The organism is Chryseobacterium ureilyticum (assembly GCF_900156735.1).
GTDB lineage: Bacteria > Bacteroidota > Bacteroidia > Flavobacteriales > Weeksellaceae > Chryseobacterium > Chryseobacterium ureilyticum.
Map to the genome: position 1 here is coordinate 458,793 of NZ_FTOL01000001.1, position 21,349 is coordinate 480,141.

Here is a 21,349-nt window from a genome sequence, read left to right on the forward strand (position 1 = left end):
TTTTTGATGTTTGAGATTATGGTTGTATTTCATCATTCAATAGTCCTTTCAGAAAATCGTCGTCCAATCCGTTGTCGTTAATCGCTGTTTTTTCGGAGGATTTGATTTCAAATTCACATAGGTAGGCTGCCAGTTCGTTGACTGTTGAATAGCTCCAGATGATGGATGGTTCCACATGAATTTTATAATGGGCATTAATGTCACTTATGAATCGTATTGATAATGAAGAGTCCAATCCATATTCTGAAAAAGAGGTAAAAGGAGTAAACTGATTGCGTTCGATTCCTGCTTCTTTTTCCAACCAGTTATAGATCCATTTTTCTACTTCCGAAACATTTTTGTTTATTGATTTTGGGTTGATGGAAGAAGAATTGGTTGTCTGAGGTGTTGTTGCTCTAAATATTACCTTCTCAGTAATATCTTGCTTTTCAGATATATTTTGTGTTTCTATCGCGCGCAGATCTCTGAAAGGCGAACGGATAGAAGTTTCATTCAAGATAGACTGAGTGTAGATCGTTTGATGATCTTTCAATACATGGTTGAACTGTTTTTCAAATCGTTGTTTAAGAAGTAAATCTGTATTAAATTCAAGAGCATCCTTTGTAATGGTAGTGATTTTTTTCTCCAGCCAGTTTTTGGCGTGGGATGAAATGTCGTCCTGGCACATCCAGACAATGAGCTGATAGGTAAGTATTTCTCCAAAAGCATATCGAGCAAACTTCCTGTTTTGGCTGTCAGAATCAGTTGGATTCTGTTCAAGTTGCTGTTTAGTAAGCTGTATTTTTTCTGTTTGAGCTTTAGTATTGATGGCTACATGCTGATAGGTTAAAAAGTTTAATGTTTCCATAATATTTTCATCAGTACGTCCTCCCAGATCAGCAATTAACGATTCCGAAGGTCCTTCAAATATTCTCAATACACGGGCATCACGGAAAAGTTGTGCAATACCGTTATGTTCTGAATATCCTCTGGCTGCTGTGAGCTGCATCAGAAAATCAACTCCTTTCCAAGTTTCTTCGGTGGAAAAGATTTTTCCGGCGCTTACCAGCATATCAGGAAGAAGTAGTCCTTCGTCTTTCCATTGTACGAGTTTTGATTGATAGGTTTCGATAATTTCAAGTACCCAAAGGAGTTCGTTAAGTTGTTTAAGAACCATAGGTTGATCAATGAGATATCCTGAGTTTACTTTTCTGTTTTCAGCCCATTGTTTAGATCGGGATAAAACGGTTTTTAAAATTCCAATACACATAGAATTGATTCCTATACGTCCCATGGATACTACTTCATGAAGAACCTCAGCACCTTTGCCAATTTCTCCCAATACATGTGAATCAGGTATTTTTACATCATTCAGGATAAAGTGCCCTTGTACCGTACCTCTCATTCCCATAGTCATACATTCTTCAATATGTTGTAATCCAGGAGTTCCTTGTGGTACTAAAAATGCAGATTGTCCAAGGTATTTACCATTTTCGTCCTGAGTATGAGCGATTAAAGTCAGATAGCTTGCCCATGAAGAAGAACCTACCCAGCACTTTTCACCGTTTAAGATCCAATAACCGTTATTTTTTTGTGCAAAAGTTTTACCAGCATTGGGATTACTTCCGGCACCGGGTTCGCTTAGGGCAAAGCTGGCAGTTCCTTTTCCGGTTGCCAGATCTCTGACAATTTTCTCTTTTATTTCTTCTTTGGCAAATTTTGCAATAGGATGCAGTCCCAGTAAATTATGAAGACTTACAAACAGTCCTAATGTAAGATCAGCGGAGGAAATGGTTTCTATTATAGTTCTTGCCTGATTGAGATTACAGCCTAAGCCACCATCTTCAGGTGAGATCAAAAGCCCCATCAATCCCATTCTGGAAAATTCAGTCATGATATAGGGTGGGATAGAACGTCTTTCATCAATTGTATAACTATCAACTCTTGTTCTCAGAAAATACTGTAAATCATTAATGCTGTTTTTAAGTGTATCTTCCTGAATATGAGATTTAAAATGGGTTGTTTTATTTTTTAATACCTTACTATTTAAAGATGAAATGTGTAAAATATTCTCCCATTCATTAATTTCTGTTGTACGTTTTGCCAATCGTCTTTGAATTTTACCACTGGTTGTTCTGGGAACATGCATGGGAGCTACAAAAAGAATGGTGTCTATTGCTATTCCGTGATCTTGTAATACGGCATTTCGGATTGCTCTTGCATATTCATCAAACTTAGGAGATAGGATGGCGCTTCTGGTCAGTTCCTGTACAAGATAGCAGCATTCGTTTCCATCTTTATTCATGGCAAAAGCAGCAGCTCCGTCTATTCTCAGATCAGGATGTGAATAACAGGAAGTACGTTCAATATCCTGAGGATAATAATTTAAACCTCTGATGATGATAAGATCTTTAATTCTTCCAACAATATAAATCTGCCCGTCCTCATCTTTGAATGCTAAATCGCCTGTCCGTAAATAAGTGGTACTATTAGATACAGAATTAAAATAGGTTTCATCAGTAGCAGCTTCATTTTCATAATATCCGTTGGTAACAGAAGGTCCTGAATACCATAGTTCACCAATAGAATAAGGCTCCAGAATATTGATTTTGGAAATAGAATCAGGCAGTTCAGCTTCAAGGTTTGAAACCGATATAATATCAGCCTCATGATTGTCAATGACCTGTCCATTGCCTACCAGATAAATAGAATTTTCATCATTATCGAAATCCCTACCTATTTCCATAAAGCCGCTATCTTTGATAACTACGATGTTTCTCTTCAGTGCCTCTTTGTCTGCTTTTAGCCATTTTACCTGTTCACCTTCTTTATTCAAAGCCACTGTTAAAGTTGCTTCTGCCAGTCCATAACCGGGAGAAATAACATGATCAGGAGCTTCAAATAGAGAAATAGCATTTTGAAAATCGCAAATCGTTTTAAAACGAATTGGTTCCGCTCCTGAAGCACACATCTTCAACGTTTTTAAAGAAAAATCGGCTTGCTGGTTATTCTTTTTAAGTTCCTGATGAAGCTGTATCAATTTATCAGCAACCAGTTGATAAGCAAAGTTAGGTCCTCCCGTATGTGTACCTTTCCATTTGCTAAGCGCATACATCCAATTGAGGGGTCTGCTCATAAAATCTTCAGGTTTCATCAGGTACAGGCTGTTTCCGTTATAAATTGTCTGAACGATAAATAAGATCAGTCCCATGTCATGATAAAAGGGCAGCCAGCTCACAAAGACACTATCGGGAGTGGCATTCATGTTCTTTTTAGACTCTCTGGAATTTTTAATCAATGAATCTTGTGTCACAACTACACCTTTAGGGTTTCCCGTAGAACCGGATGTGTATTGCAAAAATGCGGTAGGATGAATATTGGGTTGATCTGTAAAAGAAGATTCTGTTTTATCTGATGCAATAATTTCTACCTCAATGACCTGTATTTTGCTGAGTAATTTTGATTTACTCAAAGACTGAATCAATCTCGAAGCAGTTTTTTTACCGGTAATGATCGCTTCAGGAAGGCATTCTTTTGCAATATTTTCCCATTTGTCTAATGATTTCGATCGTCCCGGAATATTAAGGGGAACGGGAATAGCTCCAATCCACTGGCAAGCTAAAAATGCAATGATGAATTCAATACCCTGGTTAAAAATCAACAGACATCGGTCATCTTTTTTTATTCTTTCATTTTTTAAAATCTGTGCATATTCCTTTACCTGAAATAAAAATTCCGAATAGGTAAGTGGGGTTTCCTGAAGATCAATATCTACGTCGCTGAATGCGGTTTTATGAGGATATTGTATACTTCTTTTAATCAGAAAATCGATCAGACACTTATTATCTTCTGCAGATAATTGATGATTTGAGATATGAGGTATAACTTGAACATGACTTTTTTCCATGTTAGTTGTATTTGTTTATTGGTGATTATTTTTATTAACAAAAAGTATAGGCAGATTGATCTACCGCTTTTGTCAGCTTTTGATATTCCTTGGCTTTTCCGGGCCAGTTATTGATGATGATGTCACCATCTTTATACCAGCTGTTTTTTACCTGAACCCAGGTCTTTTTTTTCATTCTTTCGTTCACCTGGTAAGTGAATTGCTTTTGAAAGTCAAGTTTTACATCCATATATTTCAATTTATGTCTTGAAATATGAGCTAAACACTCAGTGATATAATGTGCCTGGCTTTCTATCATTAAAATGACGGAGCTGTGTGCCAGATTCGTATTGGGACCGAACATCATGAAGAAATTCGGGAAACCTGAAGTAGTTATTCCCAGATAGGTCTCTGTTGAATGTTGCCATGTACTCTTTATAGAAGTTCCCTTTAATCCAAATATATCAAGGTCTTTCATGAACGGATGGCTTTCAAAACCTGTAGCATAAATGATGACATCCAAAGGAATTTTATTTCCTGAATGGGTAACTACGCCATCTTCCGTTACATGAGAGATTCCTTCAGTGTTTACCTCAACATTTTCTTTTGCCAATGCAGGATAATATTTATCAGACAAGAGAACACGAACTGCTCCCATTGGGTAATCCGGGGTGAGTTTTTTCAGAAGTTCAGGATCTTTGATAGACTTTTTGAGGTGGCTCATACTTACACTCTGCCAAAACTTTTTCCAGAATTTATTCTCTCCCATCAAATGATAAAATACTCCGTTGAAAGCATTATTCGAATGACGAGACCAATTCAGCATAAACGGATATTTCTGATGCAAACGCCTGTCTTTATCATTGTACAAAGAATTTTTCTTTGGTAATAACCATTTTGCACTTCGCTGAAATACGGTCAATGATTCTACTTGCGAAACAATTTCCGGAATAAACTGTATGGCGCTGGCAGCGTTGCCTATGACACCTACACGTTTTCCTTTCAAATCAATATAGTGGTTCCATTGTGCGGAATGCCAGGTATCTCCTTTGAAAATTTCTTTTCCTTTGAAATTGGGAACTTTCGGATGATGAAGTTGACCAATTGCCATGATTAAAGATTGAGCAGTAAAGATGTCTCCCTGTTTGGTTTTCACTTCCCAATAGCCTTCTTTTTCAATAAATGACGAGGATGAAAATTCCTGTTCATATAGAATGTGGTCTTTTAAATCATTATTTTCCACATTATATCTTAGATATTCAAGAATTTGTGGCTGATCAGACCATTTTTTTTTCCAACCGGAAAACGGTTCAAAAGAATAGCTGTACAAAGCAGACGGTACATCACATTGAGCACCTGGATAGGTATTATCTCTCCATGTTCCTCCCAGATCTTTTGCTTTTTCCAGAATAAGAAAAGAATGTATTCCCTGCTTTTTTAGACTTATTGCCATTGCAATGCCGGAAAATCCTGATCCTACAATTAAAGCTTGATATACTTTGTGATTAGAGGTCATTTTGTTTACTTGGTTTGAGGATTGACGAGTAATTGCTTCAAGCGGTCTTTTTCATAAAATACCAGAATAAAATTCATGATAGAGACAATCATTCCTGATGCAAAAAATACAGGATGTGCAGGCGGCATATCATGAATGATGTGGATCAAAAATATATTGACAGCAAATGGAAGAAAGAACAGTAACCCGATCCACCAATACCTTTTCGTTAATAGAAGGATTCCTGCAAACAATTGTGCTAAACGGACAAAAGGTCCCAAATAACTCATCATAATCGCATCATGCAGCTGGCGGAAGGTTTTTCCAAACAGTAGAATTCCCTCACTTTGCGGGTTGTAGCCTTCTGTAAACATTGCATAAGTTCCTATGGCACCGAAAAGTATAAGGATGACGGCAAAGACATACCTGAGTATGGTCATGGTTTTTCTCATAATATTTGATTTTTTAGTGTAAAAATTTTAAAATGACGAACTGTAATGGTTGAGCATCTGAGTATCCTTGATGCTCAATACATTACAAGGTCTTAGTTTAGTTTCAGAATATGAGACATTCCTGTAGTAGTGACCATTTTGGTTTTACTTAGATTGCTTAAGTTGATCTTATTGATATAATTGCTTGTTTTATTGGCAAATGGAACATAGGCAAAGCCGTTTGCGAAATAACATCTGGCTGCCTTTCCTCCAATAGTGTAGTCATCATCTACTTTTGTAGCAGTTTTTGTATTTAAATCAAAGCTCCACCAGCGGAAAATAGGGTCTGTATTATAAGAATATGGATTGGAAGCATCCAGTTTTGAAGGGTCTAATACTGTAGCGAGGAATTTTCCGTTTCCATAATATTCGAAGTTGGTTATCGGATTACCATTTCCTTGCGATGCCTCTTCCAGGTTAAAATAATAATCATTATCGAACTCTGTAGCTCCGTTTTTGATTCGAAGTATAGAAGCCGGTTTACCAATAGCATTTCTAGCTCCTCCAAATACATTGTGACACAATACATAAATGTCTCCGTTTTCCGTTTTATTCATGTAGTAAACGCCACCACCAGTATTCCATGCACCTGTAAAAGAACCTCTTGTATCCTTGATTATTTTCACCAATGCATTAGAATTATTACTTGAAGAATTATTTACTTTGGTAAGGTCTACCACAAGGATTTCACAGGTAGTTGTAGCCGGAGTAAACGTATTGAAATCATTCATATAATACAATGCGGCATACATATAATTTCCATTGATGATGATCTCAGTAACACCTTCTGCCTGAATTTTTGCTCCGGCAGTCGGGAAATTAGTTATCTGTCCCACTTTTGACATTGAAGTCCAGTCTATCACTCCGGTTTTCGTCATTGTAGTTGGATTAAAGATTACAATCTTTCCTGATCCACCTATATATGCTGTATTTTCATCTTTAAAAGCAATATTTCCCTGGAATCCCAGTTCAGGAACCGCAATAGAACCTTTTTTCTCTCCTGTATTTCCATTGGATAAGGTCCATCTTGTGATTGATTTGTTTTGATAATCATTCACATACACAGATTTTTTAAACTCATAGACTCCTCCTGAATGTGAAGCAGAAATTTCGTGAGCTTTTGCATTATCTATTGTTCCTGTGACATCTGGAGATTCAATTTTCTGCATATAAGCAGAAAAAGAAGTTCCGTTGGAATTTTGAGGTCTTGTGATTAGGGCAAAACTTGCAGATCCGTTATCAGATGTAGGATTTCCCGGTTCATCATCCTTGTTGTTACACGATACAAATGCCAGCAGCATAAAACTTAAAGCAGTTAGTTTGTTCTTCATTGTTTTGATTTTTTATGATTTTTGTTTAGTTAAGCAGATAGGTGATTTTGGCATAGACGCTTCGTCCGGGTTTCTGAACAGAGAAGTTGTCATACACCTTTGCGTTAGTCAGATTTTTGCAATCTAATGCGAAGCTCCATTTTTCGTTTTTAGAATGAACGGAGACTGAAATATCATTCACAAACTGTGAAGGGATGGTTGTTTTAGAAGATTTTACCCCATTGATAGCCCATGTAAGAAAATATTCATGTACATAAGATCCGGTATATAAAAATCTGAAATAATAGTTTCGTTTGTTCCCGGGATCCAGCGTATAAGAAACCTGAGTATTTCCAAACAGGTAAGGAGTGTTGGGAATTCTTGCTCCGATATATTGATAATTGAAAATTCCGGAATCATCTACTCCCCGTAATCTTGTATCCAGATAAGTAGCATTCAGATTCAAACCGATTTTATTATTAAATTTATACTCCAAAAAGCCTTCAGTACCAAGAGTAGACGTTTTCAATAAATTGGTGTAAGCAGCAAGAGCATTAGTGAAAGAAGTAAGAAGAATACGGTCCTTTGAATTTCTGTAAAAACCTCCGATTCCTGTAAATAATCTTCCGTCCAAAGACTTATAATGTACCTTGAAGTTGATATTATGACTTTTTGCAGATTTAAGATTAGGATTCGGGCTTATGGTAATATAATCACCGAAAATCTCTCGGCTGTCAGGCTGACGAACTGTATATTCATAGCCGGGAAGAATTGAAACTTTAGGAGTTACCATCCATTTGAATACCTGTCCAAAACCAACATCGGAAGAAGAAGATGTATTTATTTTATCAAATTCATTGCTAATTTTAAAGTTAACCCCCTTCACTTTATTGTAATAATGTTTAAAAGAGGTATTGGAAATCAGTCGTCCCTGTAAAAATTTAGATTCAAGTGAAGTCCCGAAAAAATTATTGAAAAGAGTCTGAGGTATTTTGAAAGGATCTTCTTTGTAAGTGGCTGTACCCGCTTTATCTTCACCGGACAGTTCCATTTTTGTGTTGAATAGATTAACATTCAGTTTATAATGATCTCCCAATTTGAAAAAAGCATTTTCTCTTGCATAGAACACATTCTGATTGATTTTTGGAGTGCGCCCCTGACTGTATAAGCCGCTTTCTCCCTTATTGGTTCCCTGAGCATAGCTGCCATCCCAGAAGTAGATTCGTGAAGAAATATCTTCAAAATAAGTCTGTTCAAAATTATATCCTGCAGTTACATCAATCTGCCATTTATTCTTTTCTGCACTTGATTTTTTCCAGTTAATGGCTGCTCCACCTGTATATTCTCTGGAAAAAGGTTCTCCCCAGGGTTGCAAAGCTGTAATGCCATGCTGCCATTCTTTATAAGTATGCGTAAAAGAGGAGATAAATTTTATATTGTCAGCCCAACTTAGATCTTTTATCCCTAGCTGTACTTTAGCTAATGCAAAATCATATTGATCATTAAACCTTCTGGCGCGTCCTTTTTTTGTATTATACAAATCGTCAACTACCACATCCACATCATCCATCCAGTAATCATTGTCCGAATGACGATAGACTGCATCAAAACCTGCATAGAACTTCTTGTTTTTAAAAGGATGCCCTGAAGTGTTGAGCGTCGCTTCATGAGAATTCCAGGAACCATATGTGTAGCCTAACCCTAAAAAATCTTTTTCACTCTGTCTTGTAACAATATTGATGACACCTCCCAATGCATCAGAACCAAATTGTACAGGAATCAAACCTTTGTATATTTCAACACGGTCAATCATATTGGCGGTGAGATTTTGTAGTTCAAAACCACGTCCCAAAAGATAAACCGGAATTTCATCCACAAAAACACGAACATCTTTTCCACCTATCCCGTTAAGAATAACATTCAGTGCGCTACCCATTCCGCCTTGCTGCTGTATACGCAATCCGGATGCTAGGTTTAAGGCTTCAGCAACTGTTTTTGATGTCGTTTTAAAATCTTTAAAATCAATAACTTCAGGTGTGTAGAGTGATTCTCGTATCTTCTGTAATGCAGAAAGTTTCGTTCCTTCAACAATGACTTCTTCAATTTCATACGCTGATTTCATGAGAGTTACGTTTAAAGTTTCTTTTTCTCCGGTTAGCTGAACTTTAAAGCTTTTTTTACGAAATAATGAATTTTCTATAGAAATCATATAACTTCCTGGTTTTTCGTAAATAGTTGTTTGTCCGTTCTTATCTGTAGTCTGTTGTGAAAAAGTATCATTTCCTTCAACAGTGATTTTAGCGTCAGGAATTACTTCCTTTAATTCATTTTTAATACTTATAATTATTTGAGCATCAATAGTATTTATTGAAAAAGCAGATAGAAAAAATACAGCTGTAAACTTTATGTAGTTTAAACGCTCAAAAATTGGTTTCATGTGTTATTTATAATTAGTCCAAATATAAATAAATAATTTATAAATGATTTAAAAATAAACATGATTTATATTTTGAATAGTATATTGCAGGTTTTAAGAATGATTATTATATAATAGACGAAGTTTGTTACCTTACAAATCAATGCTTTTAGAATAGTAGAATTTGTTTACAAATCCCCTTTAACATTGTCGTATTTAATGATGGTTGTATCTTGATGGAAAGATTTAAGCTCTGAACCATGAAGAGATTACATAGATTTGTATTGCAAAAATGACAGGTTTTTAAAATTTAAAAAGATTAGATAACTATAAATAATGACGGCAGAATTTATCAACGCGTTAAGCATATTGAAAGAATGGGTTTCAAAAAATAAAGTAATTCTTGAAACAAAAAAATGGACAAATGGAGAGGAAATGATAGAATCGGAAAGTTTGAAATTTAATGTTCAGCCTATTTCAGGTAAGGAATTAGAAGAAATTAAAAGTTATACTCAATATTTACTTCCTGAGTCCTATTATCATTTTTTATCGGAAATAGGAAGTGGGCAATTTTTTATCGGGGAATATTTGCCATGCTTTGAAATATATAATCTGGCAGAGTTAGCAGAGAATAATACTAATGTTCAGAAGGAAATTGAGAGCGTGGGAGAAGAAGTAAGCGCTGATTTTATAATGATTGGGATGCATTGCTCTATGGGGGATTGGATGGGCTTCTGTACTACAAAAAATGGAAAAAAAAACTACGATGTCTTTTCTCACGAATATCCAATAGGTGAATATGTAGAAATCTCTGACGAATTGAAGTCTTGGAGAACTTTTGAAGAATGGCTGATCAAAGCAGTAGAAACTAAAGGAGAAGAAACGCTATAAAATGTATATAGGAACAACAATACAAGGCAGAACAGATCAGTTTATTATCCTTGAAAAAGGTGATTCGGCAGAAGATCTCTTATCTTTAATGAAGGAGAAAAATATTTATAATCTGATCGTTGCGGGGAAAGATATTGGGTTAGAAATACTTACAAATGATTCATTTTCAGGTTTGTTTAGTGGAATTGAAATATTACACTTGAAAGATGTGGAAATCAATAGAAGTGAGGAAATACTTCAATTTAAAAACGTTAAGCGATTAGAAATAGAAAATAGTAAGTTCAGAGGGAAAGAAGATATTGACTGGTCACAACTTGAATATCTGGAAGAACTGTTTACAATCTATTCTAAACGTTTTCAAAATCTTTTCAATCATTCGACGTTGAAAACATTGTTTATTGAAAAATTTGAAGAAGAAGACTTTGAGTTTCCTGTTAATTCCCAATTGGAAACACTTTCAATAGAAAAAAGTAAAGAATGTATCTGGTCTTCGCTACCTAATTTAAAAAATCTGAAAGCGTTGTATTTGGTTGGTATTCCTTCGATATTTGATATTTCCTGGATTACCGGGTTTTCGCAACTTGAAGATGTTGATTTTACGTCTTGCAAGAACATGGAAAATGTAATAGAGAATCTTTCTGAAGTAAAGTCTTTAAAGACAATTTTCTTAGGTTACTTAGGGGATTTCAGCTCATTATTCCCTTTAAAAAACTTAAATCATTTACAAGAACTGACTATAGAAAGTGGCGGTAAACTGACAGATAAAAAGAGTGTAGACTTTCTCAATAAGATGCCCAATTTAGAGTTTAGTATTGAAATGAAGAATTGGATGGTGGGTAATGAGGATTAAAATGTCTTCAATAAACCTTTATATGTGTTTAAAACTAATATAAAAGTAAAATCATTATTATTTTTCATTAATAATTTTATAATTCCTAATAAAAATATATTTTTACAGTCAGTGATAGAAATTATAACTGGCTACAGAAAACTAATAAACTAAATCTAAAAACGAATTAAACCATGAAAATTCACGAAACTACACCGTATTTACTTTTACTCATTCATCAAATTTGATTGTTTTCAACAATTAAAAACCAACATTAAACTCTAATTTTTTAGTCCTAAGTCATGTCGAACTGATATGATTTATTTGAATATTTCTGTAAATCAGATGTGAAAAACATTTGATAGTAGGATTATTACAGGTATTTCACTCTCAATTCTGTATGAAAATATTTTTATAGAATCTTGGAAAAGTTTGATGCTCAGATATGATATGGAGTTCAGAGACCATTTAAACGAAGCGGATCCGAAAAGCTATACGAGTAGGAGAATATCATGAAAATTAAAATATGAGAAGAATACTTTTATTATTTGTATTTATCAGTCTAAATTCCTTTGCTCAATGCTGGCAGAGCCTTAGTGTGGGAGAAGAACATTCTGTAGGAATAAAAACAGACGGATCATTATGGGCTTGGGGAGCTAATTTCTCAGGGCAAATAGGTGATGGAACCGTGACGATGAGAAAGTCACCTCTCCGAATAGGAACATTAAAGGATTGGAAAATTGTTAGTGCAGGAGGTGGAAGTACTTTTGCCATTAAAACAGATGGAACATTATGGGGATGGGGAAATAATAATTCTGGACAATTAGGAGACGGGACTACGATTTCTAAAAAGGTTCCGACTCGAATAGGAACTGCAGCAAATTGGCAAAGTCTTAGTGTTGGAAAAGATCATGTCATAGGATTGAAAACAGATGGAACCTTGTGGACGTGGGGAAAAAACGGTTATGGACAATTGGGAGATGGAACTACAACTTCTAAAAATATCCCAACACAAATCGGTACTGCTACGGATTGGAAAAGTGTGAATGCCGGAAATAAATATTCAGCAGGAATCAAAACCGACGGAACATTATGGATGTGGGGGGTAAATATGGATGGACAATTAGGTGATGGAACAAATACTGAAAAAAATAAACCAACTCAAGTTGGAACAGATACAAATTGGAGCAGCATTGATGCTGCAGATGATCATTCGGTAGCAGTTAAAACAGATGGTACATTATGGACATGGGGGCGGAATTATTACGGACAATTAGGTGATGGTACTACAGTCAAAAGAAATATACCAGCACAAGTGGGAACTGCAACAAATTGGCTAAATATTGCCGGTAAGAATGGTTCTACATATGCAACGAAAACAGATGGAACACTTTGGACATGGGGGTATAATTATTATGGTCAATTGGGGAATGGATCAAATGAAGCTGTGAATGCAGGATCAATACCAATGCAAATAGGAACTTCTTCAGATAATCTGCAAATTTTCCCTGGAGAAAATTATGCTCTTGTAAAAGGCATTGATGGCTCTTTAAAAGCTTCTGGACAAAATAATTATGGGCAGTTGGGCGATGGAACTTCTACGACTGTTAATGTCAATAACAATAAAAATACATTTGTTTCTATTGCATGTCCTGGAGTCTGTATTCCTCCAACTCAATTTTTAGTAACTAATCTTACTTCTGCAACAGCTACTCTTAACTGGACAGCATCAACGATAACTCCTAGCCAAGGCTATCAGTATCTTTATAGCACGAGCCCTATTATTGGAGGAAATGATGGAACTACTATTTCTACAACTGTAAATTTGACAAACTTATTACCTGATACCACTTACTATTGGTGGGTAGCTCCTAATTGTGGATTCAGCTGGGTAGAGTGGGAGTCAGGAGGTTCTTTTACTACGCTTCCTACTACTGAAACAGGTTGCTGGCAAAGTGTTGATGCAGGTATTTATCATTCGGTAGGACTTAAAATAGATGGGACTCTATGGGCATGGGGAGATAACTATTATGGACAGCTAGGAGATGGAACTAATTCTGATAGAAATAGACCAACACAAATTGGAACTGCTAATAATTGGACGAAAATATCTGCTGGAATGCGTTATTCCGTAGGGCTTAAATCAGATGGGACATTATGGGCATGGGGAAGTAATCTTAAAGGACAACTAGGAAATGGAACTATTACGGAGAGAAATATTCCAACACAGGTAGGAACCGCAACAGACTGGGTAAATGTAGCTACTGGGGATGCTCATACATTGGCTCTAAAATCAGACGGAACACTTTGGGCTTGGGGGCTGAATGATTATGGTCAGCTAGGTGATGATACAACTATCAATAAAACTACACCTATACAAATCGGAACTGCAACCGATTGGTTAAGTATTGCTGCTGGAATATCTCATAGTCTCGCTATAAAGACAGATGGAACATTATGGGCTTGGGGAGACAATTCTAAAGGACAGCTGGGTGATGGAACTATAGTTGCAAAAAAAATTCCGACACGAATAGGAACGGCTACAAATTGGAAAACTGTTGATGGAGGAAAAGAACATTCAACAGGGCTCAAAACAGATGGAACAATTTGGGTTTGGGGAGATAACAGATGGGGGCAATTAGGTGATGGAACTGAAATCTCAAAGAATATTCCAACGCAATTAGGAGTAGAAACAAATTGGAGAAACTTTGCTACTGGATATTGGGGATCTACTTTAGCCATAAAAACAGACGGTACTCTTTGGGCATGGGGATATAATAGCTCTGGGCAGTTAGGAGATGGAACGATTATACATAGATATACACCCATCTCTATCGGTACAGCTACAGATAGACAAAGTGTTGCATTAGGAAGCAATAATGGACTTGTTATCAATAATAGTGGCTTTTTATCAATTGCTGGTCATAATAGTTGGGGGCAGTTAGGAGATGGTACAACCGTTAGCAAGCCAATTTTGACACCTGTTGCCTGTCCTACGAGTAATATCGTTGTTGTGGGAGCCTTATCAAGAACCGTGAATGAAACCTCGATGAAAGCAGATCAGCTGAAAGTCTATCCAAATCCGGTACAGGATATTCTGACAATTTCTTTGGACCAAAAGATTATTTCGGTAACAGTTTATAGTACGGCTGGGAGTCCTATGCTTTCAAAAACAATCAATGATACTAAAGGAAATATTGATGTTTCGAGATTATTATCAGGAGTTTATCAGGTGAAAGTAATTGGAGTTAATGATTTTGTAAAAACAGTACAAATCATCAAACGATAAACATTATAATAAATAAGGTTTAAAATCTTTTTAAACCGAACATTGTATTTGAAAATAGCGCCACTTAAAAGTGGCGCTATTCTTTAATATCTATTTAAAAAAATCACTGTTTCTCTGAAGAATTATTTTGACTTTAGGATATTTGATGCAGAATTTTCTCTGCATTTATAGAGTGATAGAACACGAGAAGAGATTGGCGAATCTATTAAATTGATATTGTTTTGTGTAGGATAGTGTTATTTGTAACAAACCATTACCAGTTTACATACATGAACTTTTCCTGCCAGGGTAGCTTAATAAGACCAATTCCCCACGAAAGTTTTTCAAGAAGAATGTCCTGTGTTTTCCTTTCTATTGTAACCGTATAATCATAATCTGTGATGACAAGCTTTCCTGATCGTTGGAAAAACTCGTTTTGTAATAATTCTGCCGATGATTTTTTCATGGAACTCCAATTGTGCTGAACACTTTCTATGACATTCTTAGCCTGTTTTTTGTGCTTGCGTGAAAGCTTAATATGTCTGTTAATCGTCTGATGCATAGGGATATTACATAAGAATTTCTCAAAAATCATGTTGCATTCAGGAGCGTTTGTTTTTCCGGTTGCAATATAATGTAACAGATGGGCACCAAGCTCAGGGTCAGTAAGTTCTCGGGTTTCAGGATGAAGAAGATTGCAATCCTCAAATAGCGGTTTTATGAATGGATGGATCAAAATAAGCCCTGCATTTTGAATGTATAGACCTTCATCTTGGCTTGTATCTTCTTGAACCTCCAGATCATTTTGATAAACAGCTTCAGTCTGGGGATTTATATTTTCAGACTTGTCTATTGTGCTTTTTTGCCTGTTTTCCTGTGTTTCATTCTCTTTAAGATCAATGATTTTAATAAAAGGGAATATCTTAACTATTGTTTTTCCGATGTTATGGTTGGCTTTTATTTTTCGCGAACCAGATTGTTCAATTCTTGAAATTTGTTGTAAAAGATATTCCCGGAGATTATTTTTATCAGATGTATTCAAAGACTTTGATATTACATTTAAGATCAGTTGCCATAGGATGACTTTATCCTTATGATTAAGCTTTGCTATTTGATAAATTGTTTCTTCTTCTATTTTGATTTCCAGTTCTTTATTTTTAAGGACAGCAAGGCACAATTGCATAATCTGTTCATCTGAAAACTGATTAATAATCCGATTTAGAACATGTTCTTTTGACAAAACAGAAACCATTTTTTGTTGAAAATTATCAGCTGCAATAAGTTGATCAAAAACTACCGACTCCAGAATGGAAATATTATTACTACCAGAATTCCACCAGGGCATCGATCCTTTTTCTAGAAAATGAATAAATGTCTGAAACAGTTTTTCCTGACTATTCATAAGATAGGACAGAGGAGTGTCTTTTGCTTCCTGATTTTGATTTTGAAATTGATTTTGATCTTCAATAGGTTTTGTAATTTCAGACAGTTCTTCCTTAAAGACTTGAGCTATTTTATCCTTTAATTCAGTATTTAATGCACTGCTTTTTACATCCACATTTAATTCTAATGTGGGAATTTGTAAGGTCTGTCCAGCTAATTTATATTCTAAAGCATTGATATACTTTTCTATTTGAGGGAAAACATCAATAGATAAAAAGCTATTGACATCATCTTTTAAACTCAATGCTTTTTCTTTATTATTGACGGTAATTTCAATAAAAACTTTCTGAATTATATGATCTTGATTCACATTAAATAGGTTTAAATTATAAAATATTGAGAGTCTTGAAACGCGCACTATTTCCTGTCAAACTCTCCACCCCAGAAACCTGCCGGACAAAGGCTTAGTTTTGATCTTTGCTTTGCGCTCAATCTACATCCGCAACCTCTTACAAAGCCTTCTTTTGGAGCATCTATAACTTCCAGTGTTTTAGGATCAAGCCATTTCATTGCGTTGCAATTGTTGCCATTTTTTAATGGGCATGCATTACAGATCTGTTCCCTTAGAGAAAAAATAACTTCTTCATTTTGATCTGCCATCCCCAGTTTTGAACGTAGCTCATTGAAATGACCATCAATGATTTCATTACGCTTGCTAAAAATATTTTTAATATTCATGAGATTAGTTTTTAAAATTATTGGGTCAAAATTAGAAAGAAGAGAAGCTATTTTTCGAATAATAAGGCGGGTCTATTCTGTCTTTGCAGTAAAAGACAATAATCATTTCCTGATCATGCGGGTTTCCAAATTTTAAGAAATGAAAGCATAAAATTTCTGATTAGAAAAGCATCTATTTTTTTTACTAATACTTCAGGCAATGCCTTATTTCATTTGATGATTTATAATGGAGAAATACAGTTCAAGTAAGAAGATCAAATTTGACCATAATAAGACACCGGAAATCTCATGACTGAAATTTTATTTTTAAAACATGTTTTTAATCGTTTGATTATTAGTGTTTTAAACACGTTGTTTTTTGTTTTTTTTTATGAGAATCAAAATCCTATTTACTGCAAAGACTGTATTGAGGAGGCAAAATATTTGTCTTTTGAGGGGTGGTGATTGTATGTTTGCACCATAATAATTAAGCAAAGAAATTATGATCTATAAAGTATTAACAGTTTTAAAAAATCATCTAAATGGTCCGGGTGGTTTATATGATCCGTCTGTAAATGAAGTTGCAGTTGTAGATGACATTGCAAAGCATGAAGGTGACAGCCAAAGTACTGATAACAAGGTAGTCATTAGTCTTTTGAGTGTTGAAGAAGAATCAACCTTGAAAAACAGATCAAGATATCAGCAGGTTGTGATAAACAAAAAGCCAGTCCGATATGATAAGGAAAGTGCTCCGGCTTACATCAATCTATATGTAATGGTCTCTGCAAACAGAAATATGTATAGTAAATCTTTAGCAGATATTTCAAAAGTAATTGAGGTATTCCAAAAAAATAATGTTTTAGAATATGTCGATAATGGAGAGCCTAAAAACAACTTTACTTTCAGAATCGAGCTGCATTCAGTTCCTTTTGATCAGCTAAGCTACATCTGGGGATTACTGGGCGGAAAAATAATGCCTTCTGTATTATATAAAATCAGTGTGGTGAAAATTGTTGCTCCGGATGAAGCAGTTGAGGTTAAATTAATTGATAACGTTAATATAGAAAGCATTAATGTTGATTAATTCCTCCCAAAAAAACTAAAAACAAAAACTAATAACCCTTTAAATTTTTAAACATGTTAAATTCAGCAACACCAGGTGTTTCTGTTGAAGAAACTACAAAACTTCCCTACTCAGTTGCATTTATTGAAACGGCTATGCCTGCATTTATTGGGTATACCGAGCGAATTCCGGCTAACTATAAAGGAGTTCTCAGAATCAGTTCTCTTCTGGACTATGAGCAGAATTTTGGAAAAGCAAACAAAGAAAGTATCCAATTAAAAGATGTAGAAGGTAAAGGAACAACTCTTGTGGCTCCTGATGCACAATTCTTAATGTACTATTCACTTCAGATGTACTTTGCCAATGGTGGTGGTCCATGTTATATCATTTCTGTAGGAGATTATACTTCAGAGGAAGTACAGTTATCTTCACTGGAAGCAGGATTGAATATGGTTGATCATGAAGATGTTGAAGAACCTATTCTTATTATTTTCCCTGATGCCATCTCGTTAAACAAAGAAACAGACTTTTATCTTATTTATAATAAAGCCATTGAAAAGGCAGAAACTGATAAGAAAAACAGGTTTGTCATACTCGATACTTATTTCGGAAATTCTATCACCGAAACAGACAACCTCAACACCATTGAATCATTTGGAAGTAAAGTAAAATTAACGAATCATGCCGCTGCTTACTTCCCTCACTTAGAAACTATCCTGAATTATAGATTCGATGAAACTGAAAAAGCAATCACTCATACCGGTTTACAGAAAGCTGGGCAAGACAGTAATGCCTTTTACGCAGGTGAGATTGCTGCTATAGACGAATTAAAACGTTTGGCAAGTGCAGAAATTACAAGTGAATCTGCCAATGCTTTAGTTCTTGCTGATTTATTGGGACAGGCTATTGCAATTGCTGAAGAAGTGAATGAAGCAGCCGATCCGGGTGAGAAAAAAGCTACTTTAGTAACAATGATTACGGAGGCGCAAGCAGTCTTTGATGCTATATATGAAGGAATAATTGATGATTTCGTTATGCCTGAAGGAGTAGATGAAAGTGCACCTGTCTTCAGCGGAGAATTTGAATCATTAAAAAATGCCATTATAGAAGTAAGAGACGAAAAAGGTGATGCAAACGGTTTGACTCTTAAAAGTTTAGAACTATCTAATTCCGCATTATACAATCATGTGAAAAGAGAAATAATGTCTTTACATGTTGTGTTGCCTCCATCATCATCAATTGCAGGTGCATACGGCAGAGTAGACAGTACAAGAGGAGTATGGAAAGCTCCGGCAAATGTAAACCTCAATTATGTCATTAATCCAACCGAAAAAGTTTCTGATAAAGAACATGCGGCTTTAAATGTGGCTGATTTTGGAAGATCTATCAATGCAATCAGAACTTTTACAGGAAAAGGGTCCTTAATCTGGGGTGCCAGAACCCTTGACGGAAAAGATAAACATGATAATGATAAAGATAATGAATGGAAATATGTTCATGTACGTCGTTATTATAATATGATCAGGCAGGCAATAAGAGAAGCTCTGGACAAAAACTTTATTAACGAACCCAATATTCCTTATACTTGGGTATGTGCAAAAACAATGTTGGAAAATTTCCTTCATCAACAATGGATGGAAGGAGCCTTAGCTGGTAATACTCCAAAAGAAGCTTACAAAGTAACAGTAGTTGGAGTAAAAGATACAGGTACGATGAAAGTAAATCTGGAATTAGCCTTAGTACGTCCGGCAGAATTTATTACCCTTACTTTCTCGCACAAATTACAATAATCCTAAAAACATACAAATCAATCACGAATAAATATTCGAAGTTCTGCTTCGATGAATAATTAATTATTAACATAAAATTTTTTAAAAATGAATTACAAAACCCCTGGAGTTTACGTGGAGGAAGAAACTAAATTTCCACCTTCTGTAGCGCAAGTTGAAACGGCTATTCCTGCTTTTATCGGATATACAGCAGCTGGTCAGAAAAATAAGCCAATGAGAATCACTTCTATGTTGGAATATGAAGAATCTTTTGGAAAAGCAAACCTGGAAACCTTCGCTGTTGATTTCAAAGACGGTGTTGCTACTGCAATGCAGACTAAAGTAAACGATTTTAAGATGTACTATGCTATGCAAATGTATTTTGCTAATGGTGGTGGTCCTTGTTATATTATTTCTGTAGGAGGTTATGATGCTAAAGTAGCCGTAGAATCTACAACAAGCACTGAAACTTTATCATATGGTCTTGAATTGTTGAAAAAAGAAGATGAACCTACACTTATTGTCTTTCCTGACCTTCAAGGTTTAGTTCCTGCTGACGCTGATGTTGCCGCTGTTACAGCTGCTGCTAAACTTGCAGAAGCTAATAAGGATCTTGCTACACATGCAGAAGCTGCTGCAAAAACGGTGGCTGATGCAGCAAATATTGAAGCACCTACTACTGTAAAGGATGTTGTGGATGCTGTAGTTGCTAAGGCAAATACTTATGTGGTTACGGACGTGAATATTGCCAAACAAGTAGTTCAAGCTCAGGCAGCTCAAGCCGTTGTTAATGCTGTAAAAGTAGCTGCAACACCTTCGAATGCTACTGTTGGCGATGTTAAGATTGCCGCTTCAGCAGCTGCTTTTATCTATAATAAAAACCTGGAGACAGCTGAAACCGTAGCTAAAAATGCTGGTGATGTTAAAACTGAAGTTTTAGACAGAGCTGGTGATGCTGTTGCCATTGATAAAGCATATTCTGCATACAATAAAGCTTTAGATCAGGCAGAATTATTAAAAGACAGGTTCGTTATTATGGATGTTCTTGGAGATGCTGATGCCTTCAGAGATGGAGTAGTATCTGCAGGCTTACAATACGGAGCAGCTTATTACCCGAAATTGAATACAGTTCTAAGCTATGATTTCAAAGAACTAGATGTTTTAGTAACAGGCGCAGGTGATGTTAGAACATTATCTGAATTGAAATCAAAAAACTCAGAGCTATATAATCAGGCTAAGAAAGCAATCGAATCTAAGCAAGTAATTTTGGCGCCATCGTCTGCCATTGCAGGAATGTATGCTAAAGTAGACAGTACTTCCGGAGTATGGAAATCACCAGCTAATTTAGGTCTTAACTTAGTAGAATCACCTACTGTAAAGCTTTCAACAAAAGATCAGGATTTGCTTAATGTAGACCCTTCAACAGGAAAATCTATTAACGCAATCAGAGCTTTTGCAGGAAAAGGAACATTAGTTTGGGGAGCAAGAACATTAGACGGAAACAGCAACGAATGGAGATATATCTCTGTAAGACGTTTATTCAACATGGTGGAAGAATCTGTGAAAAAAGCTACAGAACGTTTCGTTTTTGAACCGAATACAGCCAATACATGGGTTCGTGTACAATCAATGATTGAAAACTTCCTTGATCAGCAATGGAGAGACGGAGCATTAGCAGGAAGCAAGCCGGAAGAAGCTTTTTACGTAAGCGTTGGTTTACACAAAACAATGTCCGCTCAGGATATTTTAGAAGGAAGAATGAATATCGAAATTGGTTTGGCTGCAGTACGTCCTGCTGAATTCATCGTATTACGTTTTTCTCACAAATTACAGGAAGCATAAAATAAACTAA

13 protein-coding genes are annotated in these 21,349 nt (G+C 35.6%); 6 read left to right on the forward strand and 7 right to left on the reverse strand.

The window, feature by feature from the left end:
• Positions 1 to 16: 16 nt before the first annotated feature.
• From BW983_RS01875 to BW983_RS01895, 5 genes are all read right to left on the reverse strand, one after another.
• Complete coding sequence (locus BW983_RS01875) at positions 17 to 3,886, reverse strand: AMP-binding protein (RefSeq protein WP_076549478.1); 3,870 nt, start codon at positions 3,884 to 3,886, stop codon at positions 17 to 19.
• 34 nt (positions 3,887 to 3,920) lie between these two features.
• A complete protein-coding gene (locus BW983_RS01880) occupies positions 3,921 to 5,381 on the reverse strand; it encodes a flavin-containing monooxygenase (protein WP_076549480.1) in 1,461 nt (486 codons plus the stop codon).
• Between the two features lie 5 nt (positions 5,382 to 5,386).
• Positions 5,387 to 5,812 carry a hypothetical protein gene (locus BW983_RS01885; protein WP_076549481.1) on the reverse strand — a complete coding sequence of 142 codons (426 nt, stop codon included), beginning with the start codon at positions 5,810 to 5,812 and terminating at the stop codon, positions 5,387 to 5,389.
• A gap of 92 nt (positions 5,813 to 5,904) precedes the next feature.
• Complete coding sequence (locus tag BW983_RS01890; protein WP_076549482.1) at positions 5,905 to 7,182, reverse strand: DUF4374 domain-containing protein; 1,278 nt, start codon at positions 7,180 to 7,182, stop codon at positions 5,905 to 5,907.
• 25 nt (positions 7,183 to 7,207) lie between these two features.
• Positions 7,208 to 9,598: a TonB-dependent receptor plug domain-containing protein gene (locus BW983_RS01895; protein WP_076549484.1), complete on the reverse strand. Its 2,391-nt coding sequence runs from the start codon at positions 9,596 to 9,598 to the stop codon at positions 7,208 to 7,210.
• 315 nt (positions 9,599 to 9,913) lie between these two features.
• Between BW983_RS01895 and BW983_RS01900 the strand changes: the two genes are divergently transcribed.
• From BW983_RS01900 to BW983_RS01910, 3 genes are all read left to right on the forward strand, one after another.
• Positions 9,914 to 10,468, forward strand: coding sequence for an SMI1/KNR4 family protein (locus tag BW983_RS01900; protein WP_076549485.1), 555 nt, complete (start codon positions 9,914 to 9,916; stop codon positions 10,466 to 10,468).
• A 1-nt stretch (position 10,469) separates the two neighbouring features.
• Entirely contained in the window at positions 10,470 to 11,318 is an 849-nt protein-coding gene (locus BW983_RS01905; protein WP_076549487.1) for a hypothetical protein, read from the forward strand.
• A gap of 505 nt (positions 11,319 to 11,823) precedes the next feature.
• On the forward strand, positions 11,824 to 14,586 hold the full coding sequence (locus BW983_RS01910) for an RCC1 domain-containing protein (RefSeq protein ID WP_076549488.1): 2,763 nt from the start codon (positions 11,824 to 11,826) through the stop codon (positions 14,584 to 14,586).
• Between the two features lie 253 nt (positions 14,587 to 14,839).
• Here the strand turns inward: BW983_RS01910 and BW983_RS01915 are convergent, their stop codons facing one another.
• Both BW983_RS01915 and BW983_RS01920 read right to left on the reverse strand, forming a co-directional pair.
• Positions 14,840 to 16,318: a contractile injection system tape measure protein gene (locus BW983_RS01915; protein WP_076549490.1), complete on the reverse strand. Its 1,479-nt coding sequence runs from the start codon at positions 16,316 to 16,318 to the stop codon at positions 14,840 to 14,842.
• 47 nt (positions 16,319 to 16,365) lie between these two features.
• Positions 16,366 to 16,686, reverse strand: coding sequence for a hypothetical protein (locus BW983_RS01920; RefSeq protein ID WP_076549491.1), 321 nt, complete (start codon positions 16,684 to 16,686; stop codon positions 16,366 to 16,368).
• Between the two features lie 481 nt (positions 16,687 to 17,167).
• Here BW983_RS01920 and BW983_RS01925 point away from each other — a divergent pair, with 481 nt between their 5' ends.
• From BW983_RS01925 to BW983_RS01935, 3 genes are all read left to right on the forward strand, one after another.
• Positions 17,168 to 17,749 (forward strand): Pvc16 family protein, encoded by a 582-nt coding sequence (locus BW983_RS01925; RefSeq protein ID WP_076549492.1) that lies wholly within the window; start codon positions 17,168 to 17,170, stop codon positions 17,747 to 17,749.
• 53 nt (positions 17,750 to 17,802) lie between these two features.
• Positions 17,803 to 19,518: a phage tail sheath C-terminal domain-containing protein gene (locus tag BW983_RS01930; RefSeq protein ID WP_076549493.1), complete on the forward strand. Its 1,716-nt coding sequence runs from the start codon at positions 17,803 to 17,805 to the stop codon at positions 19,516 to 19,518.
• 87 nt (positions 19,519 to 19,605) lie between these two features.
• Positions 19,606 to 21,339 carry a phage tail sheath family protein gene (locus BW983_RS01935; RefSeq protein ID WP_076549494.1) on the forward strand — a complete coding sequence of 578 codons (1,734 nt, stop codon included), beginning with the start codon at positions 19,606 to 19,608 and terminating at the stop codon, positions 21,337 to 21,339.
• Positions 21,340 to 21,349 lie beyond the last annotated feature (10 nt).